This window comes from Thomasclavelia cocleata, assembly GCF_900102365.1.
Taxonomy (GTDB): Bacteria; Bacillota_I; Bacilli_A; order Erysipelotrichales; family Coprobacillaceae; genus Thomasclavelia; species Thomasclavelia cocleata.
On sequence record NZ_FOIN01000027.1, the window covers coordinates 1 to 17,681 of the forward strand.

Annotated in this window: 18 protein-coding genes; 14 read left to right on the plus strand and 4 right to left on the minus strand. The window is 28.6% G+C overall.

Going from position 1 to position 17,681, the window contains the following annotated elements; genetic code table 11:
* Nucleotides 1–437: 437 nt before the first annotated feature.
* Nucleotides 438–644, plus strand: coding sequence for a hypothetical protein (locus BMW96_RS09565; protein ID WP_092354981.1), 207 nt, complete (start codon nt 438–440; stop codon nt 642–644).
* A 53-nt stretch (nt 645–697) separates the two neighbouring features.
* Here the strand turns inward: BMW96_RS09565 and BMW96_RS09570 are convergent, their stop codons facing one another.
* Nucleotides 698–3,127 carry a YhgE/Pip domain-containing protein gene (locus BMW96_RS09570; RefSeq protein ID WP_092354984.1) on the minus strand — a complete coding sequence of 810 codons (2,430 nt, stop codon included), beginning with the start codon at nt 3,125–3,127 and terminating at the stop codon, nt 698–700.
* 199 nt (nt 3,128–3,326) lie between these two features.
* On the opposite strand from BMW96_RS09570, the gene BMW96_RS09575 reads away from it, so the two are divergent.
* The 7 genes from BMW96_RS09575 (at nt 3,327) to BMW96_RS09605 (ending at nt 8,686) form a co-directional block, all read left to right on the plus strand.
* Nucleotides 3,327–3,767 carry an RrF2 family transcriptional regulator gene (locus BMW96_RS09575; RefSeq protein ID WP_092354987.1) on the plus strand — a complete coding sequence of 147 codons (441 nt, stop codon included), beginning with the start codon at nt 3,327–3,329 and terminating at the stop codon, nt 3,765–3,767.
* Nucleotides 3,768–3,872: 105 nt separating this feature from the next.
* Nucleotides 3,873–4,526 (plus strand): HAD family hydrolase, encoded by a 654-nt coding sequence (locus tag BMW96_RS09580; protein ID WP_092354990.1) that lies wholly within the window; start codon nt 3,873–3,875, stop codon nt 4,524–4,526.
* Nucleotides 4,510–4,983, plus strand: coding sequence for a 2-thiouracil desulfurase family protein (locus tag BMW96_RS09585; RefSeq protein ID WP_092354993.1), 474 nt, complete (start codon nt 4,510–4,512; stop codon nt 4,981–4,983). Before BMW96_RS09580 ends, BMW96_RS09585 begins: the two co-directional genes overlap by 17 nt.
* Entirely contained in the window at nt 4,961–5,896 is a 936-nt protein-coding gene (locus BMW96_RS09590) for a type I phosphomannose isomerase catalytic subunit (protein ID WP_092354996.1), read from the plus strand. Before BMW96_RS09585 ends, BMW96_RS09590 begins: the two co-directional genes overlap by 23 nt.
* 169 nt (nt 5,897–6,065) lie before the next feature.
* On the plus strand, nt 6,066–6,479 hold the full coding sequence (locus tag BMW96_RS09595) for a DUF3788 domain-containing protein (protein WP_092354999.1): 414 nt from the start codon (nt 6,066–6,068) through the stop codon (nt 6,477–6,479).
* Between the two features lie 701 nt (nt 6,480–7,180).
* Nucleotides 7,181–8,302 (plus strand): Ldh family oxidoreductase, encoded by a 1,122-nt coding sequence (locus BMW96_RS09600; protein ID WP_092355003.1) that lies wholly within the window; start codon nt 7,181–7,183, stop codon nt 8,300–8,302.
* Between the two features lie 15 nt (nt 8,303–8,317).
* On the plus strand, nt 8,318–8,686 hold the full coding sequence (locus BMW96_RS09605; protein WP_092355006.1) for a VOC family protein: 369 nt from the start codon (nt 8,318–8,320) through the stop codon (nt 8,684–8,686).
* A 19-nt stretch (nt 8,687–8,705) separates the two neighbouring features.
* Here the strand turns inward: BMW96_RS09605 and BMW96_RS09610 are convergent, their stop codons facing one another.
* From BMW96_RS09610 to BMW96_RS09620, 3 genes are read right to left on the minus strand one after another with little or no spacing between them, the layout of a single operon-like run.
* Complete coding sequence (locus BMW96_RS09610) at nt 8,706–9,122, minus strand: acyl-CoA thioesterase (RefSeq protein ID WP_092355008.1); 417 nt, start codon at nt 9,120–9,122, stop codon at nt 8,706–8,708.
* Nucleotides 9,112–9,789, minus strand: a complete 678-nt coding sequence (locus BMW96_RS09615; protein ID WP_092355011.1) for an MBL fold metallo-hydrolase — start codon at nt 9,787–9,789, stop codon at nt 9,112–9,114. The genes BMW96_RS09610 and BMW96_RS09615 overlap by 11 nt, the downstream gene beginning before the upstream one ends.
* A 28-nt stretch (nt 9,790–9,817) precedes the next feature.
* A complete protein-coding gene (locus tag BMW96_RS09620) occupies nt 9,818–10,552 on the minus strand; it encodes a YebC/PmpR family DNA-binding transcriptional regulator (RefSeq protein WP_092355014.1) in 735 nt (244 codons plus the stop codon).
* Nucleotides 10,553–10,695: 143 nt separating this feature from the next.
* On the opposite strand from BMW96_RS09620, the gene BMW96_RS09625 reads away from it, so the two are divergent.
* The 6 genes from BMW96_RS09625 to trkA all read left to right on the plus strand — a co-directional run bounded on the left by BMW96_RS09625 (nt 10,696) and on the right by trkA (nt 17,681).
* A complete protein-coding gene (locus BMW96_RS09625; protein WP_092355017.1) occupies nt 10,696–11,808 on the plus strand; it encodes an aminoacetone oxidase family FAD-binding enzyme in 1,113 nt (370 codons plus the stop codon).
* A 1-nt stretch (nt 11,809) separates the two neighbouring features.
* Nucleotides 11,810–13,393, plus strand: coding sequence for an NAD(P)/FAD-dependent oxidoreductase (locus BMW96_RS09630; RefSeq protein WP_092355020.1), 1,584 nt, complete (start codon nt 11,810–11,812; stop codon nt 13,391–13,393).
* Entirely contained in the window at nt 13,381–13,941 is a 561-nt protein-coding gene (locus BMW96_RS09635) for a manganese efflux pump MntP (RefSeq protein ID WP_092355023.1), read from the plus strand. Before BMW96_RS09630 ends, BMW96_RS09635 begins: the two co-directional genes overlap by 13 nt.
* A 17-nt stretch (nt 13,942–13,958) precedes the next feature.
* The gene (locus BMW96_RS09640; protein ID WP_092355026.1) at nt 13,959–15,362 is read left to right on the plus strand and encodes a TrkH family potassium uptake protein; all 1,404 of its coding nucleotides are present in this window, start codon (nt 13,959–13,961) and stop codon (nt 15,360–15,362) included.
* Between the two features lie 10 nt (nt 15,363–15,372).
* Nucleotides 15,373–16,035, plus strand: a complete 663-nt coding sequence (locus BMW96_RS09645) for a potassium channel family protein (RefSeq protein WP_092355029.1) — start codon at nt 15,373–15,375, stop codon at nt 16,033–16,035.
* A gap of 284 nt (nt 16,036–16,319) precedes the next feature.
* Nucleotides 16,320–17,681: a Trk system potassium transporter TrkA gene (gene trkA / locus BMW96_RS09650; RefSeq protein WP_092355032.1), complete on the plus strand. Its 1,362-nt coding sequence runs from the start codon at nt 16,320–16,322 to the stop codon at nt 17,679–17,681.

The window sequence follows — 17,681 nt, forward strand, 5'->3', positions numbered from 1 at the left end:
TTAATTTTACAAGGGCATCGCATATCATAAGAAGGTTTCTAAACAAAAAAACGGGTAAAAAATCACCCGTTGAGAACCTGATAGCCAAAGAAATACTTCCTGTCCGACCAGGAAGAACAAGCACACGTCATGTTTCTGCCAAAAAAGTCGTATGTTTCAACTATAGGTTTGACTAACACACGACTATTATATACCTTTGGAAAAGCAGTTTCAAGACTGTACTTTTTTGTGTACATAAAATAAAGCCATAAGCATAGATTTTTTATATTCTATACTTATGACTTCTTTCTTATCTTCTTAACTTAATGACATTGATAATTTATCTGTTATTTTTTATTTTTTTATCTATGTTATACTAAAGATGAAAGATGTTTTATTTTAATTTATTTCTAGAATAAATGATCTTAATCACAATAATAATGAAAGAGGGGAATAAAATGCGGAAGTGTCATCGTTGTAATACAGAAATGATTGAAGAATATGGGTTGAAGATAAGTTCTATTAATGCTGGAGTAGCTTCTGTAATGCTTAGTAAAGGTCAGGGAGTTTTTACATCTGAACTTGGTAAGATAAAAGCTGCAGTTTGCTCAAAATGTGGTGAAGTATCGTTATATACAGAAAATAAAAAGATATTAGATAAATAAGTAAAAAAAGAGATTACAACTTCTAGAGTATAGAAGTTAGAATCTCTTTTAGTTTATTCATTTACATTTTCAAATGCTTGAGGAATTATTGGAGTAGGTTTTTTAATTCGATGATTATAAACAAGAATTGTTAAGATGCTACAAATAACAATAATTCCAATGAATACGATAATTTCATTACTTACTGATACATTTTGCATACTAATTACTTTTCTAAAACCATCAACACTATATGTGAATGGGATAAAAGGATGAATTGCTTTAAAGATTGCTGAAGATGTTTCAAGAGGATAAGTACCAGCTGAACCACCTAGATTAATAACCATAAATACTAGAAGAATAAATTCACCAATTTTTCCACAAACAACACTTAATAGTGTTACTAATGCCATTAATGCTGCACCAACAATAGTTGTAAAAATAAATGTCATTAATAACTGTTGTGGTGAAAAATCACAGAATAGCATTAAGGTACCAATCATTATAACTGAAGCAATTGTTGAAATTGAAAACCAGATCGTAGCTTTAGATAACCAGTATTTAAAACCATTTTTAGCTTTTTCGATATCATTAAATAAAGGATACATCAAAGTAAATGCCATACAAGCGACATATAAACCAACACTCATCATATATGGAGCCATCCCATGACCATTATTTTCTACAGTTGATATTTCATGATGAGATACTTTGATAGGTGTTGATAACATATCAAATGTAGCATCACTACTGTTAATATTATTTATTTGTTTAGCTCCATCAGTTAGTGAAGTCGCTAATGTATTGGTACCATCTTTCAATGTTGTTAAACCACTACTTAATGTATTAGAGCCATCATATAATTGTTTAGCACCAGAAGCAATTTGATTAGCACCACCAGCTAATTGTTTAGCACCGTTAGAAATAGTAGGATTATTATTGATTAAAGTGGTAGTACCAGCTAATAATTGCTCCGAACCATTTTTAGCACTATTTACACCACTTTTATAAGTGTTAAATCCGTTGTTTAAGGCTGAAGTGCCTTGACCAAGTGCTAAGCTGCCTTGATAAATAGAATTTGCCCCATTAATTAAAGTATTTGCTGTAGATTTATCACCTAAACCAGTTTGAACAGTTTTTAAACCAGTATATAGCTGCTGAATAGCTTGATTGGCACCTGGTAAAGCTTGAGCTGAACCACTAGCTAGTGAATCAACGGTTAATTGTAGATTATTGAAAACCCCATCAACTGTTGCTTTAGCAGTTTTTACGTTTGTCATGGCTTTAACGTTTGCATTATTAATATTTTGATCATTTTTTATAGTTGATAAAATATTTGCAATTGTTTCTTGATCAAGATTTTTACCAGCATTATTAGTTAATGCAGTTTGAAGAGCAATAGCATAAGCTTCGTTAATTTGAGTAATAGATGCTTCTGCACTATCAAGAGACATATCAATATTATTGAGATAGTCTTTTATATTTGGTTTACTACTATCATTACTAGATGTTGAAATGCTTTGATTTAAAGCCTGAATACCATAATTTAATGTTTCTAGTGCAGTTTTACCAGTTATTGGATTAGGAGTAATTAGAGCTTGGATACCAGCTTCTGTATTACTATTTAATTGCTTATCAAGAGCGCTTTTAGCATTAGTTAATGCTGATTCTAAATCTTTGCTTCCTTGTTCTAATTGTTTGATTCCAACATCAAGTTGATTAATACCATTAGTTAAAGCCTGGCTGTTGTTATCAAGTATTACCAAACCCTTATTTAAATCACCGTTACCATTATTTACAGAGCTAACACCATCAAGATATGAACTAAGACCATAACTTAAAGTTTTTGCACCATCATCAAAAATAAGTGTACTATCAGCAAGTGTTTTTAAATTTGTTGTAATTAAATTATTTCCATCAATTAGTTGATTAGTTCCATCATTAATCTGTTTAGAGCCATCAGCCGCTTCATTCATGCCATTACCGACAGTATTTATTTGATTAAATATTGTTTTTGCATAGGTTTTAGTAACTGTAGCTGATACTTCTTCTTTGATCTTTGTTATTGCAGAGTCATCCATTTTTGAAGCAATATAGCTTGTTCCTGGATTGGTTGTATAATTTAAGATCATTTTTTTAGGTTCATCTTCTAGTAATGTTGTAGCATTTTTAGAAAAATCACTTGGAATAGTAATAATCATATAATAATCACCATCTTCCAATCCTTGTTTAGCTTTAGAAGCATTAACAAGATTAAAGGACATAGAATCATTATTTTGAAGATTATTTGCTAATTCTTTTCCAATATCTAAGGTTGCATCGTTATATGTTACTTTGTGATCTTCATTTACAACAGCAACAGGAATCTCGCCTGTGTTTCCATATGGATCCCAGATAGAACCAAGAAAGACTCCTGAATAAATACTTGGAATTGCAATGATGGCAATAGCAACAATAATCAACCACCAGTTTTTTAAAAATGCTGACCATTCTTTTTTTATCATTTTTTATTCTCCTTTCATTAGATTTTAGTTTTTACTTGAAATCTAAATTATTAATGGATATAATTTATCTATGGATAAAGTTTATCTATTAACAAGTACATATTTTAGTCATAACAATATACTTTGTCAATTAATTTATAAAAAAATTTTAAGTAAATTGATCATTTATGGTACAATATATGAAAAGAGGTACATAATCATGAAAGTTAAAAATAGTGTCGAACAAGCAATATGTCTATTAATAATGATTGCTCATAGTGATGAGGGGACTCCATTAAAGAGTTACAATATTTCAGAAGATTTAGGTGTTTCTGATTCTTATTTAAAGAAAATAATTCGTCAATTAGTAGTAGCAGGTCTAATTACTTCAGAAGCTGGTAAAAAAGGTGGTGTTTCTTTAAAAAAAAATCCTGATAAAATTACTTTATTGGATATTTTTGAAGCAATTGAGGGAAAAGAGCCTTTTGCTAGAGCAACAGGCTTAGTTGAACGAGTATTTTTAAATGAGTTAAAAGAGGTTAAAGAACAAAAACAAGCAATGATTTTAGAAGCATTTAATCAAGCTGAAACATGTTATAAAGAAAGGCTTAAAACAATCACATTGAAAATGGCAATGGTTGAAAGAAAGAGGAGGCAATAATAAAATAACTTATAAAAAGTTATTTTATGCTAACCTCTTTTTATTAATAAAATTAAGGCAACACATAAATAAAATATATGCTATAATACTACGGGGAGTGATTAGATGATTAATACAATTATATTTGATTTAGATGGAACATTAGTTGATTCTTTAGAAGATTTAGCTAATACAGTAAATATATTATTAAATAAAAGAGGTTATCCTACACATGAGCTTGATCAATATCGTTATTTTGTAGGTAATGGAGTAATTAAGTTAATTGAAAGAGCATTGCCTCAAGAGCATAAAGATGAAGTTATGGTTTTAAAACAAGAATTTGATGAAAAATATAGTTTAAACTGTTTAAATAAAACTAATGCATATCCAGGAGTTAATGAATTACTTGAAAAGTTAAAAAAACTTGGTTTTAATTTAGCTGTTGTAACTAATAAACCGCAAGAACATGCTATTAAAATAACTAAGACACTATTTCCTGGCTATTTTAAATATGTTTTTGGAAACAGTATGCGTCATCCTAAAAAGCCTGATCCTTGCTTAACTAATTTAGTTATTAATTTATTTGATGTTAAAAAAAATGAGGTTATTTATATTGGAGATAGTGATGTTGATATTCAAACTGCTAAAAATGCTAAAGTTAAGTCGATTGGTGTGGCTTGGGGATTTAGAGGGGCAAGAGAATTAAAAGATAGTGGGGCTGATTACGTGGTTGATCAAGCTGATGAGATTTTGGAGGTTATTGATGATTGGAGTAAGTAGTTGTTTAGCAGGAGTTAAATGTACTTTTCGTGGTGATGATAACTTAATTGAAATTATTAAAGAAATGGTTGCTAGAAAAGAGGCGATTATGATTTGTCCTGAGGTATTAGGTGGTATGTCAATACCTCGAAATCCTTGTGAGATTAGAAATAATAAAGTTATTGATATTACAGGTGAAGATAAAACAATGGAATATGTCTTAGGAGCAAAAAAATCATTAGAGATATTGCAAAAGTATGATATTGATGTTGTTTTGTTGAAGGCATATAGTCCTAGTTGTGGAAAGAATAAGATATATGATGGCAGTTTTACTCATACATTAATTGATGGTGATGGAATCACTTGTCAAATACTAGAAAAAAATGGCATAATGGTATTCAATGAAAATGAAATTAATGAATTTTTTGAATTTATAGAAAAAAGGAGAGTAGAAAATGGGTCATATTTTAAAGGTTAATCCAGTATTTAAAGAAATGATTTGGGGAGGAAAAAAGCTAAAAGATATTTATGGTTATGATATTCCTAGTAATCATACTGGTGAATGCTGGGCTATTTCAGCACATCAAAATGGTGATTGTACTATGGCAGATGGTGAATTTGTTGGAAAAAAATTATCACAATTATGGGATGAGCATAGAGAGTTATTTGGCAATATTGAAGGTGAACAATTTCCTTTATTAATTAAAATCATTGATGCTTGTAATGATTTATCAGTACAAGTACATCCAAATGATGAATATGCAAAAGTGCATGAAAATTCATTGGGTAAGACAGAATGTTGGTATGTTTTAGGAACTGATGAGGATACAAAAATGGTTATGGGACATCATGCTAAAACTAAGGATGAATTTGTAAATGCGATAAAAAAAGATGATTATGAAAATTTGTTGAATAAATTTTCAATTAAAGAAGGAGATTTTTTCTATATTCCAGCAGGTACTGTTCATGCAATTTGTAGTGGCTCATTAATATATGAGGCACAGCAATCATCAGATATTACTTATCGTGTATATGATTATCATCGTAAAGATGCTAATGGTAATGAACGTCAGTTACATGTACAACAGTCGATAGATGTTACTCAGGTACCATATCATCCATATAGTAATGATGATCAAATTGTAGAGAATATTGCTAATGGAACTGTAACAAAGTTAATTTCTAGTGATTATTTTACAGTTAGTAAGTACGATCTAACTAGTAAGAATACAATTATCAATAATAAACCATTTCAGTTAGTTACTATAATTAAGGGTAATGGTACTATTAATGGCAGAAATGTAAAAATTGGAGACAATTTCATTGTTTGTGCTGATCAAAAAGAAGTTGTATATGATGGTGATATGTCAATTATGATTTGTACTTTATAAGTTTTAAATATCAAATTATTTTGATTATTCTTCATGTTCAGATACTTTTTTTACTAGAGAAGAGTATTGGTTTGATACATTATAAAGATAATATGGCATCATTAATGAAAAAGATGCTGATAAACTATTGAAAATGTTATAATAAAGAATAAATTAGAGGAGGGTTATTATGCTTGATATAATACCTGATGCTGAAGAGATGACTTATTTAGTTGGAGAATCACTTTATGATATTTGGAATAAATTAAATGCTTTGATTAAGGAAAAATATGATATGGATTGTTTGTGGAACAAGGGTGGAAAAGCATGGAAATATGAATATAAATATCGGCGTGGTGGCAAAACGTTATGTGCATTATATGCAAGAGAAAACTGTGTAGGATTTATGATTATCTTGGGGAAAGATGAAAGATTAAAATTTGAGACAGATAGAGATAATTATTCAAAAGAAGTTCAAAGGATTTATGATGAAACTCAAACTTATCATGATGGAAAATGGCTGATGTTTGAGCCAATTGATACTATTTTGTTTGATGATTTTATTAGGTTGTTGAGCATCAAAAGAAAACCAAACAGAAAGTAGATTATTACTACATCATTAGTAAATTAGATATTTTTGTCAATAGAAAAGTAATTATCAAATTTTAGATTATGAAGATATTACAATGAATGATATATAGAATAAAATTGAATATTATTTTTATACTTCAATATTCTTGTATCAATAAAAAAAGGTTAGAGGGACATCTCTAACCTTTTATAGTGAACTTGACATTAAGCTGGTTATTATTATAAATATTCAACCATTGGTAGATGTAATTAAGTTAAATAATATTGTATCATTTTGTTTTAAAAAAATAATATGATTAATTAATGTTTAAAATAATTTATTTTTATAGATTATAGGATAAAATAAAGAAAGCTTTAATTATATAATATAATTATTGGTACTGATGTTAAGGTGATTAAAATAAATAAAAGTATGAATCGTTTCTAGACATTAGTTAAAGCTTAACTAAGGGAACTGATACCATGATATATGGGAAGAGATGATTTTATTATGGTTTCTATGAATAGAGTGTACCTCATTATGTTTAATAATAAGCTTAGAAATAGTTATAACAGTAAACTCAAACTTAATAGAAGGAGCTTTTATTATTATGAGTAAGTTTTTTAATAATTCTATACTTGAATTAGAGATTTTTAGGCTACTTTATTTTTATTAATGACAGAGAAAAAAGTTTATGATAAAATGTATACAATTTATAAGAAGTGAGGTAAATTATGGCACATATAAAGTTTAAGTTTGATACTTTAAATGCTTTTTGCAATGAAGCTTTTGAAAAGTTTGGTTTTACTAAAGAAGAAAGTAAAATTATAACAGATGTTTTATTATTATCAGATATTTATGGAATTGAATCACATGGGATGCAGAGACTTTCAAGATATCATAAAGGTATTGAAAAAGGTATGATTAAAGTTGATGCAAAACCTGAAGTTATTTTTGAAACGCCAGTATCTGCTGTTATTGATGGAAATGCAGGAATGGGGCAATTAATTAGTAAATTTGCAATGGATAAATGTATTGAAAAAGCTAAAAATGTTGGTATGGCAATTGTAACAGTACGAAATTCTAATCACTATGGGATTGCTGGATATTATGCTAAGATGGCATGTGATCAAGGATTGATGGGATTGTCATTTACTAATTCTGAGGCAATCATGGTACCTACATTTGCTAGTAAAGCGATGTTAGGTTCTAATCCGATTGCTTTGGCAATGCCAGCGAAACCATATCCATTTTTCTTTGATGCTTCAACTACTGTTGTAACAAGAGGAAAATTAGAAATGTATCGTAAGGCAGAAAAAGAATTACCACAAGGGTGGGCATTAGATAAGGATGGTAATCCTTCAACAGATGCACCAGATGTTTTAGATAACATTATTAACAAAGTTGGTGGTGGAATTATGCCATTAGGAGGTTCAACAGAGCAATTAGGTAGTCATAAAGGATATGGCTATGGAATGTTTTGTGAAATTTTCTGTTCAATATTATCACAAGGACTAACTTCTAATCACACTCATACAAATGGGGTAGGTGGTACTTGCCATGGTTTTATTGCTATTGATCCAAAGGTTTTTGGTAATCCAGCAGATATTGAAACGCATTTTTCTACATTCTTACAAGAATTAAGAGATGCTCCAAAAGCAAAGGGACAGCCACGTATATATACTCATGGTGAAAAAGAAATCGAAGCGACTAAAGATCGAATGGAAAATGGAATTGATGTTGATGTTAAAACAGTACTAGAGATGAAAGATCTATCTGATTTTGTTGGAGTTGATTTTGAAAAATATTTTGGAAAATTGGATATTGAAGATAAAAATTATAAGACAGTTTATTAATATTAGGAGAGAAACATGGAATTTAAATGTGTGCATTGTAATATCAATATTACAAATATTGATAAAAGTGTAAGTTTTTATCAAAAAGCTTTAGGTTTGAAAGTAGAAAGAACAAAAGAAGCTAGTGATGGGAGTTTTATTTTAACTTATCTTGGTGATGGAATTAGTAATTTTCAAATTGAATTGACATGGTTAAAAGATCATCCTCAACCATATGAGTTAGGTGAAAATGAAAGTCATATCTGTTTTGAAGTTGATGATTTTGATCAGGCTTATCAGTTACATAAAGAGATGGGATGTATTTGTTTTGAGAATAAAGCTATGGGATTATATTTTATCAATGATCCTGATGATTATTGGATTGAAATTATTCCAAAGAAATAGACTTTGCATATTGCAAAGTCTATTTTGCTAATAATTTTTTGAATAATTCATCAAATTCAGGTTTTAATTTTTTTAAACTGATTGGACGATTTTTACGATTCATAAAACAATGACTAGAACTACCGATTGTACAGAGTTGCTTGTCTTGATTATAAATTTCGTATTCAAAAGTAAAACGGACACCTGTATATGAAGATATTTTGAGCTTGATTGTTGCAATATCATCAAAATACATCATTTTTAGATATTTACAATTTATTTCTAAAACAGGTGAAATGATACCTTCTTCTTCCATGGTTTTATATGTTAAACCGATTTGATTCATAAAATCAATTCTAGCTTCTTCAAACCAGCGAATATAATTTGAATGATGAATTATTCCCATTTGATCAGTTTCATAATATTTAGCATGATGTTGATATGGATTAATATTCATTATTTTCTCCTAGAATAAAAACTTCTTCTTTGTTATGAATTTTGATTATATTATTATATTGGTTTAGTGGTTTATTATCAAGATATTCATGCATTTTATTAATATCTTCAATAAAATGCATGGGTAAAACATATTTAGTATTAATATATTTTAAAATATAATTCATTCCCCACCAACCGCTTTCTTTAAGTCGAGGATCTAGAGGTATCATCATTAATTCAAAATTAATATTTGTAATTTTGCTGATTTCTTTTTTAAAGGTTTCAGCTTGATATTTGTTATCTGATTCAGGTTCTCCAATCCAGTGCCACCAATGTAAATCTCCAGCATGATAAATATATTTATTCTCTACTTTTATGACAAATGCAACACCTTCATCAGTTGATAATAAAGTTTGAATATGTAAATCATCTATATCATATACTTTGCCAGGATGTACTTTTATGCCCTTATTATTTATTTTTCGATCAATTATATAGGTAATTTTAGGGTGAGAAATTTGATAGATTTCTGGATTGTAATGATCATGATGAAAATGGGAAACAAATATATATAGATTTTTATTAGGGTTTAGCAGCGGAATATTACCTTGATAATAATCAAATAATAGAATATGTTTATCTAATTCTACGATAAAACCACTGTTATATAAATATGTAACTTTCATAAGATTTTTCCTTGTAAAAAAAGGAGAATTATTCTCCCTCATCATAGTTTGCAACATTGTGATAGATTTGATCAACATCATCACAATTATTAAGGTTATTCATAAGACGTTCAAATAATTCCATGTCTTCACCAGCAAGTTCAACTGTATCTTGAGGTAATGTTTGAATTTCATCAATATCAAATTCAACATCTGGTTTAACACCTTCAATTGCTTCTTTGATCTTATATAAATCTGTTGGTTCACCAACGATTTTAATAGTTCCATCTTCTTCACTGACGATATCTTGAGCATCAACTTCAGCCATAACTAAGGCATCTAAAACAGTTTCTTCATCAAGACCTTTAAAAGCAACTACACTAATTACATCATACAAATAAGAAACAGATCCTTCATTTCCAAGTTTAGCTTTTGATTTAGTAAAAGCAGGACGTACAGATGAAATAGTACGGTTAATATTATCAGTTAAACATTTAACAATTATCGTAGCTCCACCATTGGCATATCCTTCAAATACTTTTTCTTCATAATTTTCAGTAACTCCACTTTTTACTTTATCAACAGCTCTTTTGATAACATCAGCAGGTACTTGTTCTTTTTTTGCTTTTTCAATTAAACGACGTAAAGCTAAGTTTGCATCAGGTTCAGGTCCCCCTGCTTTTGCAGCTAAATAAATTTCTTTACCATAACGTGAGTATAGTTTAGTTTTTTTGGCTGCTGTTTTTGCCATTGCAACTTTGCGCACTTCATGTGCTCTACCCATAAATAACTCCTCCTTAAAGTGATAAATTCTTCTAAATTATACACTTATCAAATAATATTATCAAGTATACATTTTATTAGTTGCTTTTGTTTTAAAAGAATGTAGTTTGTGCTATAATCTAGGCATTATAAGGAGATTGAATGATGGAAACAACAGTAATTATTGGTGCTGGTGCTAGTGGTCTTTTATGTGGATGTGAATTAGCTAAACAACAAGCCAATGTGATTATTTTGGAACAGTCTAATAAATCTGGAAGAAAAATTCTTGCTAGTGGCAATGGACGTTGTAATCTTTCAAATACTAATTTAGATATGTATTTTTATAATACTGATGATAAAAGAATTGAGAAAATTATTAATGATTTTAATGTTAAAGACTATTTTAATCAGATCGGGGTTTTAACTAGACAAGTAGGAACTTTATTATATCCTCGATCTAATCAGAGTTTAACTATTAAAAATGCTTTGATGAATAATTTTGATCAAGTAGCTTTAATTGAAGAATGTCAAGCTTTAAAAATTATTAAAAGGAAAAATGGGTATCTTGTAAAAAGTACAAGAGGTGATTATGAATGTGATAATGTTGTTATTGCAACTGGTTCTCCAGCATCTCTTTTATCTGGAAAAAATAATTATGATTTAGTTAATGATCTTGGTTTAAAAGTAACTGACTTATTTCCTAGTTTAGTTCAAATAAAGACTAAACCTGCTTATCCTAAGTTAAAAGGGGTACGTGTTAAATGTCAGGCAAATTTATATAATGATAATGAATTAGTTGAAAGTCAAACAGGTGAAGTATTATTTAGTGAACAAGGATTATCAGGTATTTGTATTATGCAATTATCAAGGTTATTATCTAAATGTCATGGTAATTTAGAAATTGGGTTAGATTTATTAGAGGAATTTAGTGAAAGTGAAGTTAATATATTATTAGAAGAAAGATTAAAAAAATATGGTAATTATTATTTAGAGGGAATATTCAATGATAAATTAGCTAAAGTGTTAGTGAATGTAGATAATTTAAAAGATATTCGTTTTAAGATAGTAGGAACATATGATTATACTAAAGCTCAGGTAATGCATGGTGGTGTAAGTCTTGAAGAAGTTGATGAAAATTTAGAGTGCACAAAATATCCAGGAATTTATATTGCTGGAGAAGTGTTGGATGTAGATGGAGATTGTGGGGGTTATAATTTGCATTTTGCATTTGCATCAGGATATCATATAGCTAAAACAATATTAAGTAAGGGAAAATAAGATGATAAGAATTAATAATGTAAATGTTTCGTTAGATACAAAAGATTATCGACAGGTAATTTCACAACAATTAAATATTTCTAAAAACAAAATTAAAGATGTAAAATTAGTTAAACAAGCAGTTGATGCAAGAAGGAAAAATAAAGTTCATTTTGTATGTAGTTTTGAATTCAATATTGATAATGAAGATATAATTATAAAAAAATATCCCAAATTAAATCTTGTTAAAGTAAAACCGTACTATTATCCAGTTTTAAAATCTAATGATGAACATATTATAGTAGTAGGTAGTGGACCTGCGGGATTATTTTGTGCTTATAATTTAGCTCGTGCTAATCAGAAGGTAACTTTGGTTGAAAGAGGTAGTGAGGTTGATAAAAGAAAAGAAGACATTGATAATTTTTTTAAAACAGGTAAATTATTTTTAAATAGTAATGTACAGTTTGGTGAAGGTGGAGCAGGAACTTTTAGTGATGGTAAACTTACTACAGGGGTTAAAGATAAACGTAAACAATTTATTTTAGAAACTTTTGTAGCTCATGGTGCAAATAAAGATATTTTGTATCTTAATAAACCACATGTAGGAACTGATTATTTAATTAATGTCGTAAAAAATATGCGTCAAGAAATAATTAAAAATGGTGGAGAAGTGTTATTTGATAGTCAACTCATAGATATTGAAACACAAAATCAAAAACTTACAAATATTAAAATAAAACAAGGTGATCAGATTATTACAATGAAGCCAGATAAATTAGTTTTGGCGATTGGTCATAGTGCACGTGATACTTATGAAATGCTTTATCAAAGAGGATTAAGAATAGAACCTAAAGCATTTGCTGTTGGTTTAAGAATAGAACATCTGCAGTCATTTATTAATGAACATCAATATGGTAGATATGCTAATCATCCTAAATTAAAAGCAGCAGACTATAAATTGGCCGTTAAAACAAGTAGTGGACGTGGCGTTTATACATTTTGCATGTGTCCAGGGGGGAAAGTTATAAATTCTAGTAGTGAATCAGGTGGAGTTGTAGTAAATGGAATGAGTAATCAAGCACGTGATGATGTTAATGCAAATAGTGCTATTTTAGTAACTGTTGGTCCAGAGGATTTTGAAAATGCTCATCCTTTATCTGGAATAAAATATCAACAAGATTTGGAGCATAAAGCTTTTATGCTTGGTGGGGGCAATTATCATGTTCCAGTAATGAAAATAGAAGATTATTTAGAAACTGAACCTGGTAATGAGATGGTTAAATGTAGTGTTTTACCAGGAGTTAAAAATGCTGATTTGAATGAGTTATTTAGTAAAGAAATAAATACTGCTTTAAAAGAAGGATTAATATTAATGGATCAAAAGATTTCTGGTTTTGCAAGTAATGCAATGCTTTCAGGAGTTGAATCACGCAGTTCAGCACCAGTAAAGTTTTATCGTGATGAATCATATCAAAGTAATATTAAAGGTATTTATCCAATTGGTGAGGGTGCAGGTTATGCTGGAGGAATTATGTCTAGTGCAATTGATGGGTTAAAATGTAGTGAATTTATTTTAGAGGGGGAGAATAAAAAATGTCAGTCTTAGAAATTGCGCTTATTGGAATAGGTTTAGCAATGGATGCTTTTGCTGTATCTATTTGTAAAGGACTTGCAATGAAGAAAATGAGTTACCAAAAAGCAGTTATAATTGCATTGTTTTTTGGTGCTTTTCAGGCATTAATGCCAGCATTAGGATATGTTTTAGGTACAACTTTTGCTTCTAAAATTGCAACTATTGATCATTGGATAGCTTTTATTTTATTAGGATTAATTGGAATAAATATGATAAAAGAGGCAATGAGTAAAGATGAAGATGGATGTTTGGATGATGCATTACACTTTGGTAATTTAATTATGTTATCGGTTGCTACAAGTGTTGATGCATTAGCAATTGGAATAACTTTTGCTTTTTTTAATGTTTCAATTGTTTTATCAACTGTAATTATTGGAATAATTACTTTTGTTATTTGTGTTATAGGAGTAAAAGTGGGGAATGTTTTTGGTGAAAAATATAAGAGTAAAGCAGAATTTGCAGGTGGAGTACTATTAATTATTATGGGATGTAAAATTTTGGTTGATCATTTATTTTTTTAGAGAGGTAGAATAAATATATGAAAGTTGAAATATTTAAAAAAAGACATGAACATCATACAATGCGTCCAACAAGGCAAATTGCATTAAGTTTTTTAGCAGTTATTCTGATAGGAACAATTTTATTAAGTTTGCCTATTTGTAATAAAAGTACACCAACAACTTTTTTGAATAATTTATTTATTGCTACTTCTGCTACTTGTGTTACAGGGTTAGTACCAGTTACAACAAGTGAACAATTTAATTATTTAGGACAATTAATTATAATTGTGTTAATTCAAATTGGAGGATTGGGTTTTTTAACTTTTTTAAATTTATTATTAATAATGATAAAGAAGAAGATTTCATTAACTAATAAAATTGTTTTACAAGAGGCGCTTAATCAACCCTCATTAAATGCGATTCCTAAATTTTTAAAAAATGTAATTAAATACACTTTTATTGTTGAAGGAATAGGCGCAATTCTTTTATTATTTGTATTTGTTCCTGAATATGGTGTTTTAAAAGGAATATACTTTGCAGTTTTTCATGCAATTTCAGCTTTTTGTAATGCGGGATTTGATGTATTAGGGAATAATTCATTAATTGGTTATCAAACTAATATAATTATTAATCTTGTAATTCCTGGTTTAATAATTATGGGAGGATTAGGATTTATTGTATGGTTTGATGTTATGGAAACAATCAAAAAAGAATATAAAAAACCTAGTAAATTCAATTATCGTCATTTATTTAAAAGTTTTAGTTTACATACCAAGATTGTTTTGATTATGACATCAATTCTGTTATTTATAGGAATGATTTTATTTTATTTATGTGAATTTTATAATCCTGATACAATTGGAAAATTAAACTTTTTTGATCAGCTTCAGGTTTCTTTTTTTCAGTCAACAACATTGCGTACAGCAGGATTTGCTTCTGTTGATATTGCTAGTTTATATCCATATACTAAATTTATGATGTGTATTATTATGTTTATTGGTGGATCACCTGCTGGTACAGCAGGAGGAATAAAAACTGTAACTTTTGCGATTAGTATCTTAATGGTTTATAATATATATCATGGAAGAAAAGAAGTAGCTGTATTTTCTAGAAGGATTCCTAAACGGTTAATAATTCGTTCATTTGCAATTATTACGATAGGAATATCTCTTGCATTTATAAGTATTTTTATTTTAAGTATTAGTGAAAATGCTCCTTTTATTGATATTATGTTTGAAGCAGTTTCAGCTTTTGCAACAGTAGGATTAAGTGCATCACTAACACCATCACTGACTGGAATTGGAAAAATAATAATTATTATTTTAATGTATATTGGTAGAATTGGACCAATTACTTTAATAATTTCGTTTGCTCGAAGGTCTTATATTAATGCAGGTAAAAAAGAAGTTCAGTATACTGATGGAAATATTTTATTAGGTTAGGAGTAAGAAAATGAAAGATAAACAATATGCTGTATTGGGTTTAGGTGTATTTGGTTCAACAATAGCAACTACTTTATCACAATATGATTGTGAGGTAATTGCTATTGATAAAGATATTGCTTGTGTTGAAAGGATTGCTGATGAAGTTACAAAAGCAGTTGTAGCTAATACAACAGATTTAGAGCAACTTAGAGCTTTAGGGATAGGTGATATTGACGTAGCTATAATTGCTATTGGGACTCATTTAGAAGAAGCTGTTTTAACAACTATGAATGTTAAAGAATTAGGTGTTCCTTATATAATTGCTAAGGCAAAAAATAGGCAGTTTTCTACAATATTAGAAAAAGTAGGAGCTAATAGAGTTATAAGAGCTGAAAAAGATATGGGAGTTAGGGTAGCTAAATCATTACTTAGAAAAAGTATTGTTGATTTAGTTGAATTAGATGAAGATTATTCACTGGTAGAAATAAATGCACCAGTTGATTGGATAGGAAAGAGTTTTCAGATTTTAAATGTTAGACAAGTATACCATATAAATGTTATTGGTGTTAAAGATAACGAAGACAAGATGTCATTAAATATAGGTGCTAATTATATTGTAAAAAAAGGAGATCGTTTTTTTGTTATTGGAAAAACAGATGATTTAGAGAAATTTGATTATTATACTAAATAATGTTTCTAAGTATGAGTAAGATTGAAAAAATATTAATGTATTAATATTGCTGATTAATAAATTTTATGAAGATAATTCATATATAAGATGGTTTTTACCATCTTTTTATATTGATCTATTTTTTGATAGGAAAAGTATTTAAATTTATTGTAAATTTTTCTTTGAAAATATATTAATTATCTTGTAATTTAGTTAAAATATGATAAACTTTTTTTGTTTATATCAAAGTTATTGGGAAAGTTAGACAAAATAGGCTATAATATGTGTATTAGGGAGGTTTTTTGATGAAAATTATTATTTTGGGAGCGGGAAAAGTAGGTAAAACGCTAACCAAATATATGGCTAATGAAGATCATGATATTATTGTAATTGATCAAAATTCTGATAAGATTGATGATGTTGTAAATCAATATGATGTAATTGGTGTTGTAGGTAATGGAGGTTCTTATGATATTTTGATGGAGGCTAATGCTGATGAAGCTGATTTAATTATTTGTGTAACCGCTTCCGATGAATTGAATATTTTAGCAGGATTAATGGCTAAGCAGATGGGAACAAGACATACTATAGCTAGAGTTAGAAATCCAGATTATTCAAAACAATGCAATTTTATGCAAAATCAATTAGGATTTTCATTAATAATTAATCCAGAATTAGAAGCAGCTAATGAAATTAGAAGAACATTATCATTTCCTTCAGCTGTAAAAGTTGAAACATTTGCTCGTGGAAAGGTTGAATTAGCTGAGTTTAATGTTGATGAGCAAAGTCAACTTTGTAATATCCAATTAAGTAAATTAAAAAATGTTTCAAAAACAAACGTTTTAGTGTGTGCTATAAGTCGTAATGATGAAGTTATTATTCCTGATGGAAATTATGTAATTAAGTCAGGTGATCATTTATATATAACAGGATCACATCGTGATTTAACTAGATTTTGTTTTGATATTGGAATAATTACAAAACAGATAAAAAATGTGATGATTATTGGTGGGGGAAAAATAGGTTTTTATTTAGCTAAGCAATTAAGTGTATTGGGAATGAGAGTAAAAATAATTGAAAATAATATTGAATATTGTAAAATTTTAGCTAAAAAATTACCATTTATTACAGTTATTAATGCTGATGGTAGTGATGAAGAAATACTAATTGAAGAGGGAATTGAAAATACAGATGCTTTTTTAGCATTAACTGGTTTAGATGAAGAGAATTTAATTTTATCTTTATATGCTAAAAAAATGTATCATAAAAAAACAGTGGCAAAGGTTACTAGAATGAATTATGCTGGATTAGTGAATAGTTTAAATGTGGATACTATTATTTCACCAAAAAGCGCCATTGCTGCTCAAATTATTCGTTATGTTAGAGCTAAGGTAAATAAAGATGATGATTCTAGTGTAAAAACATTGTATAAAATTGTTAATGGTGAAGTTGAAGCTAGTGAATTTATTGTTACAAGTAAAATAGATTTTTTAGGTAAGACTTTGAATGAATTAAGATTGAAGAATCATATTTTAGTAGCTGCTATTTCTAGAAATAATGAAATAATTGTTCCAAAGGGAGAAACGACAATTGAATTAAATGATCATTTAATTATTATATCTCGAGATGAAAAATTGAAAACATTGAACGATATTATAAGGAGATAG

What these genes read in the sequence shown, in the direction of transcription:
- BMW96_RS09580 (WP_092354990.1), top strand. Translation starts at nt 3,873, where the DNA reads ATGATTAATACAATTATATTTGATTTAGATGGAACATTAGTTGATTCT.
- BMW96_RS09620 (WP_092355014.1), bottom strand. Translation starts at nt 10,552, where the DNA reads ATGGGTAGAGCACATGAAGTGCGCAAAGTTGCAATGGCAAAAACAGCA.
- BMW96_RS09595 (WP_092354999.1), top strand. Translation starts at nt 6,066, where the DNA reads ATGCTTGATATAATACCTGATGCTGAAGAGATGACTTATTTAGTTGGA.
- BMW96_RS09645 (WP_092355029.1), top strand. Translation starts at nt 15,373, where the DNA reads ATGAAAGATAAACAATATGCTGTATTGGGTTTAGGTGTATTTGGTTCA.
- BMW96_RS09640 (WP_092355026.1), top strand. Translation starts at nt 13,959, where the DNA reads ATGAAAGTTGAAATATTTAAAAAAAGACATGAACATCATACAATGCGT.
- BMW96_RS09615 (WP_092355011.1), bottom strand. Translation starts at nt 9,789, where the DNA reads ATGAAAGTTACATATTTATATAACAGTGGTTTTATCGTAGAATTAGAT.
- BMW96_RS09565 (WP_092354981.1), top strand. Translation starts at nt 438, where the DNA reads ATGCGGAAGTGTCATCGTTGTAATACAGAAATGATTGAAGAATATGGG.
- BMW96_RS09605 (WP_092355006.1), top strand. Translation starts at nt 8,318, where the DNA reads ATGGAATTTAAATGTGTGCATTGTAATATCAATATTACAAATATTGAT.
- trkA (WP_092355032.1), top strand. Translation starts at nt 16,320, where the DNA reads ATGAAAATTATTATTTTGGGAGCGGGAAAAGTAGGTAAAACGCTAACC.
- BMW96_RS09585 (WP_092354993.1), top strand. Translation starts at nt 4,510, where the DNA reads ATGATTGGAGTAAGTAGTTGTTTAGCAGGAGTTAAATGTACTTTTCGT.
- BMW96_RS09635 (WP_092355023.1), top strand. Translation starts at nt 13,381, where the DNA reads ATGTCAGTCTTAGAAATTGCGCTTATTGGAATAGGTTTAGCAATGGAT.
- BMW96_RS09630 (WP_092355020.1), top strand. Translation starts at nt 11,810, where the DNA reads ATGATAAGAATTAATAATGTAAATGTTTCGTTAGATACAAAAGATTAT.
- BMW96_RS09570 (WP_092354984.1), bottom strand. Translation starts at nt 3,127, where the DNA reads ATGATAAAAAAAGAATGGTCAGCATTTTTAAAAAACTGGTGGTTGATT.
- BMW96_RS09625 (WP_092355017.1), top strand. Translation starts at nt 10,696, where the DNA reads ATGGAAACAACAGTAATTATTGGTGCTGGTGCTAGTGGTCTTTTATGT.
- BMW96_RS09575 (WP_092354987.1), top strand. Translation starts at nt 3,327, where the DNA reads ATGAAAGTTAAAAATAGTGTCGAACAAGCAATATGTCTATTAATAATG.
- BMW96_RS09610 (WP_092355008.1), bottom strand. Translation starts at nt 9,122, where the DNA reads ATGAATATTAATCCATATCAACATCATGCTAAATATTATGAAACTGAT.
- BMW96_RS09600 (WP_092355003.1), top strand. Translation starts at nt 7,181, where the DNA reads ATGGCACATATAAAGTTTAAGTTTGATACTTTAAATGCTTTTTGCAAT.
- BMW96_RS09590 (WP_092354996.1), top strand. Translation starts at nt 4,961, where the DNA reads ATGGGTCATATTTTAAAGGTTAATCCAGTATTTAAAGAAATGATTTGG.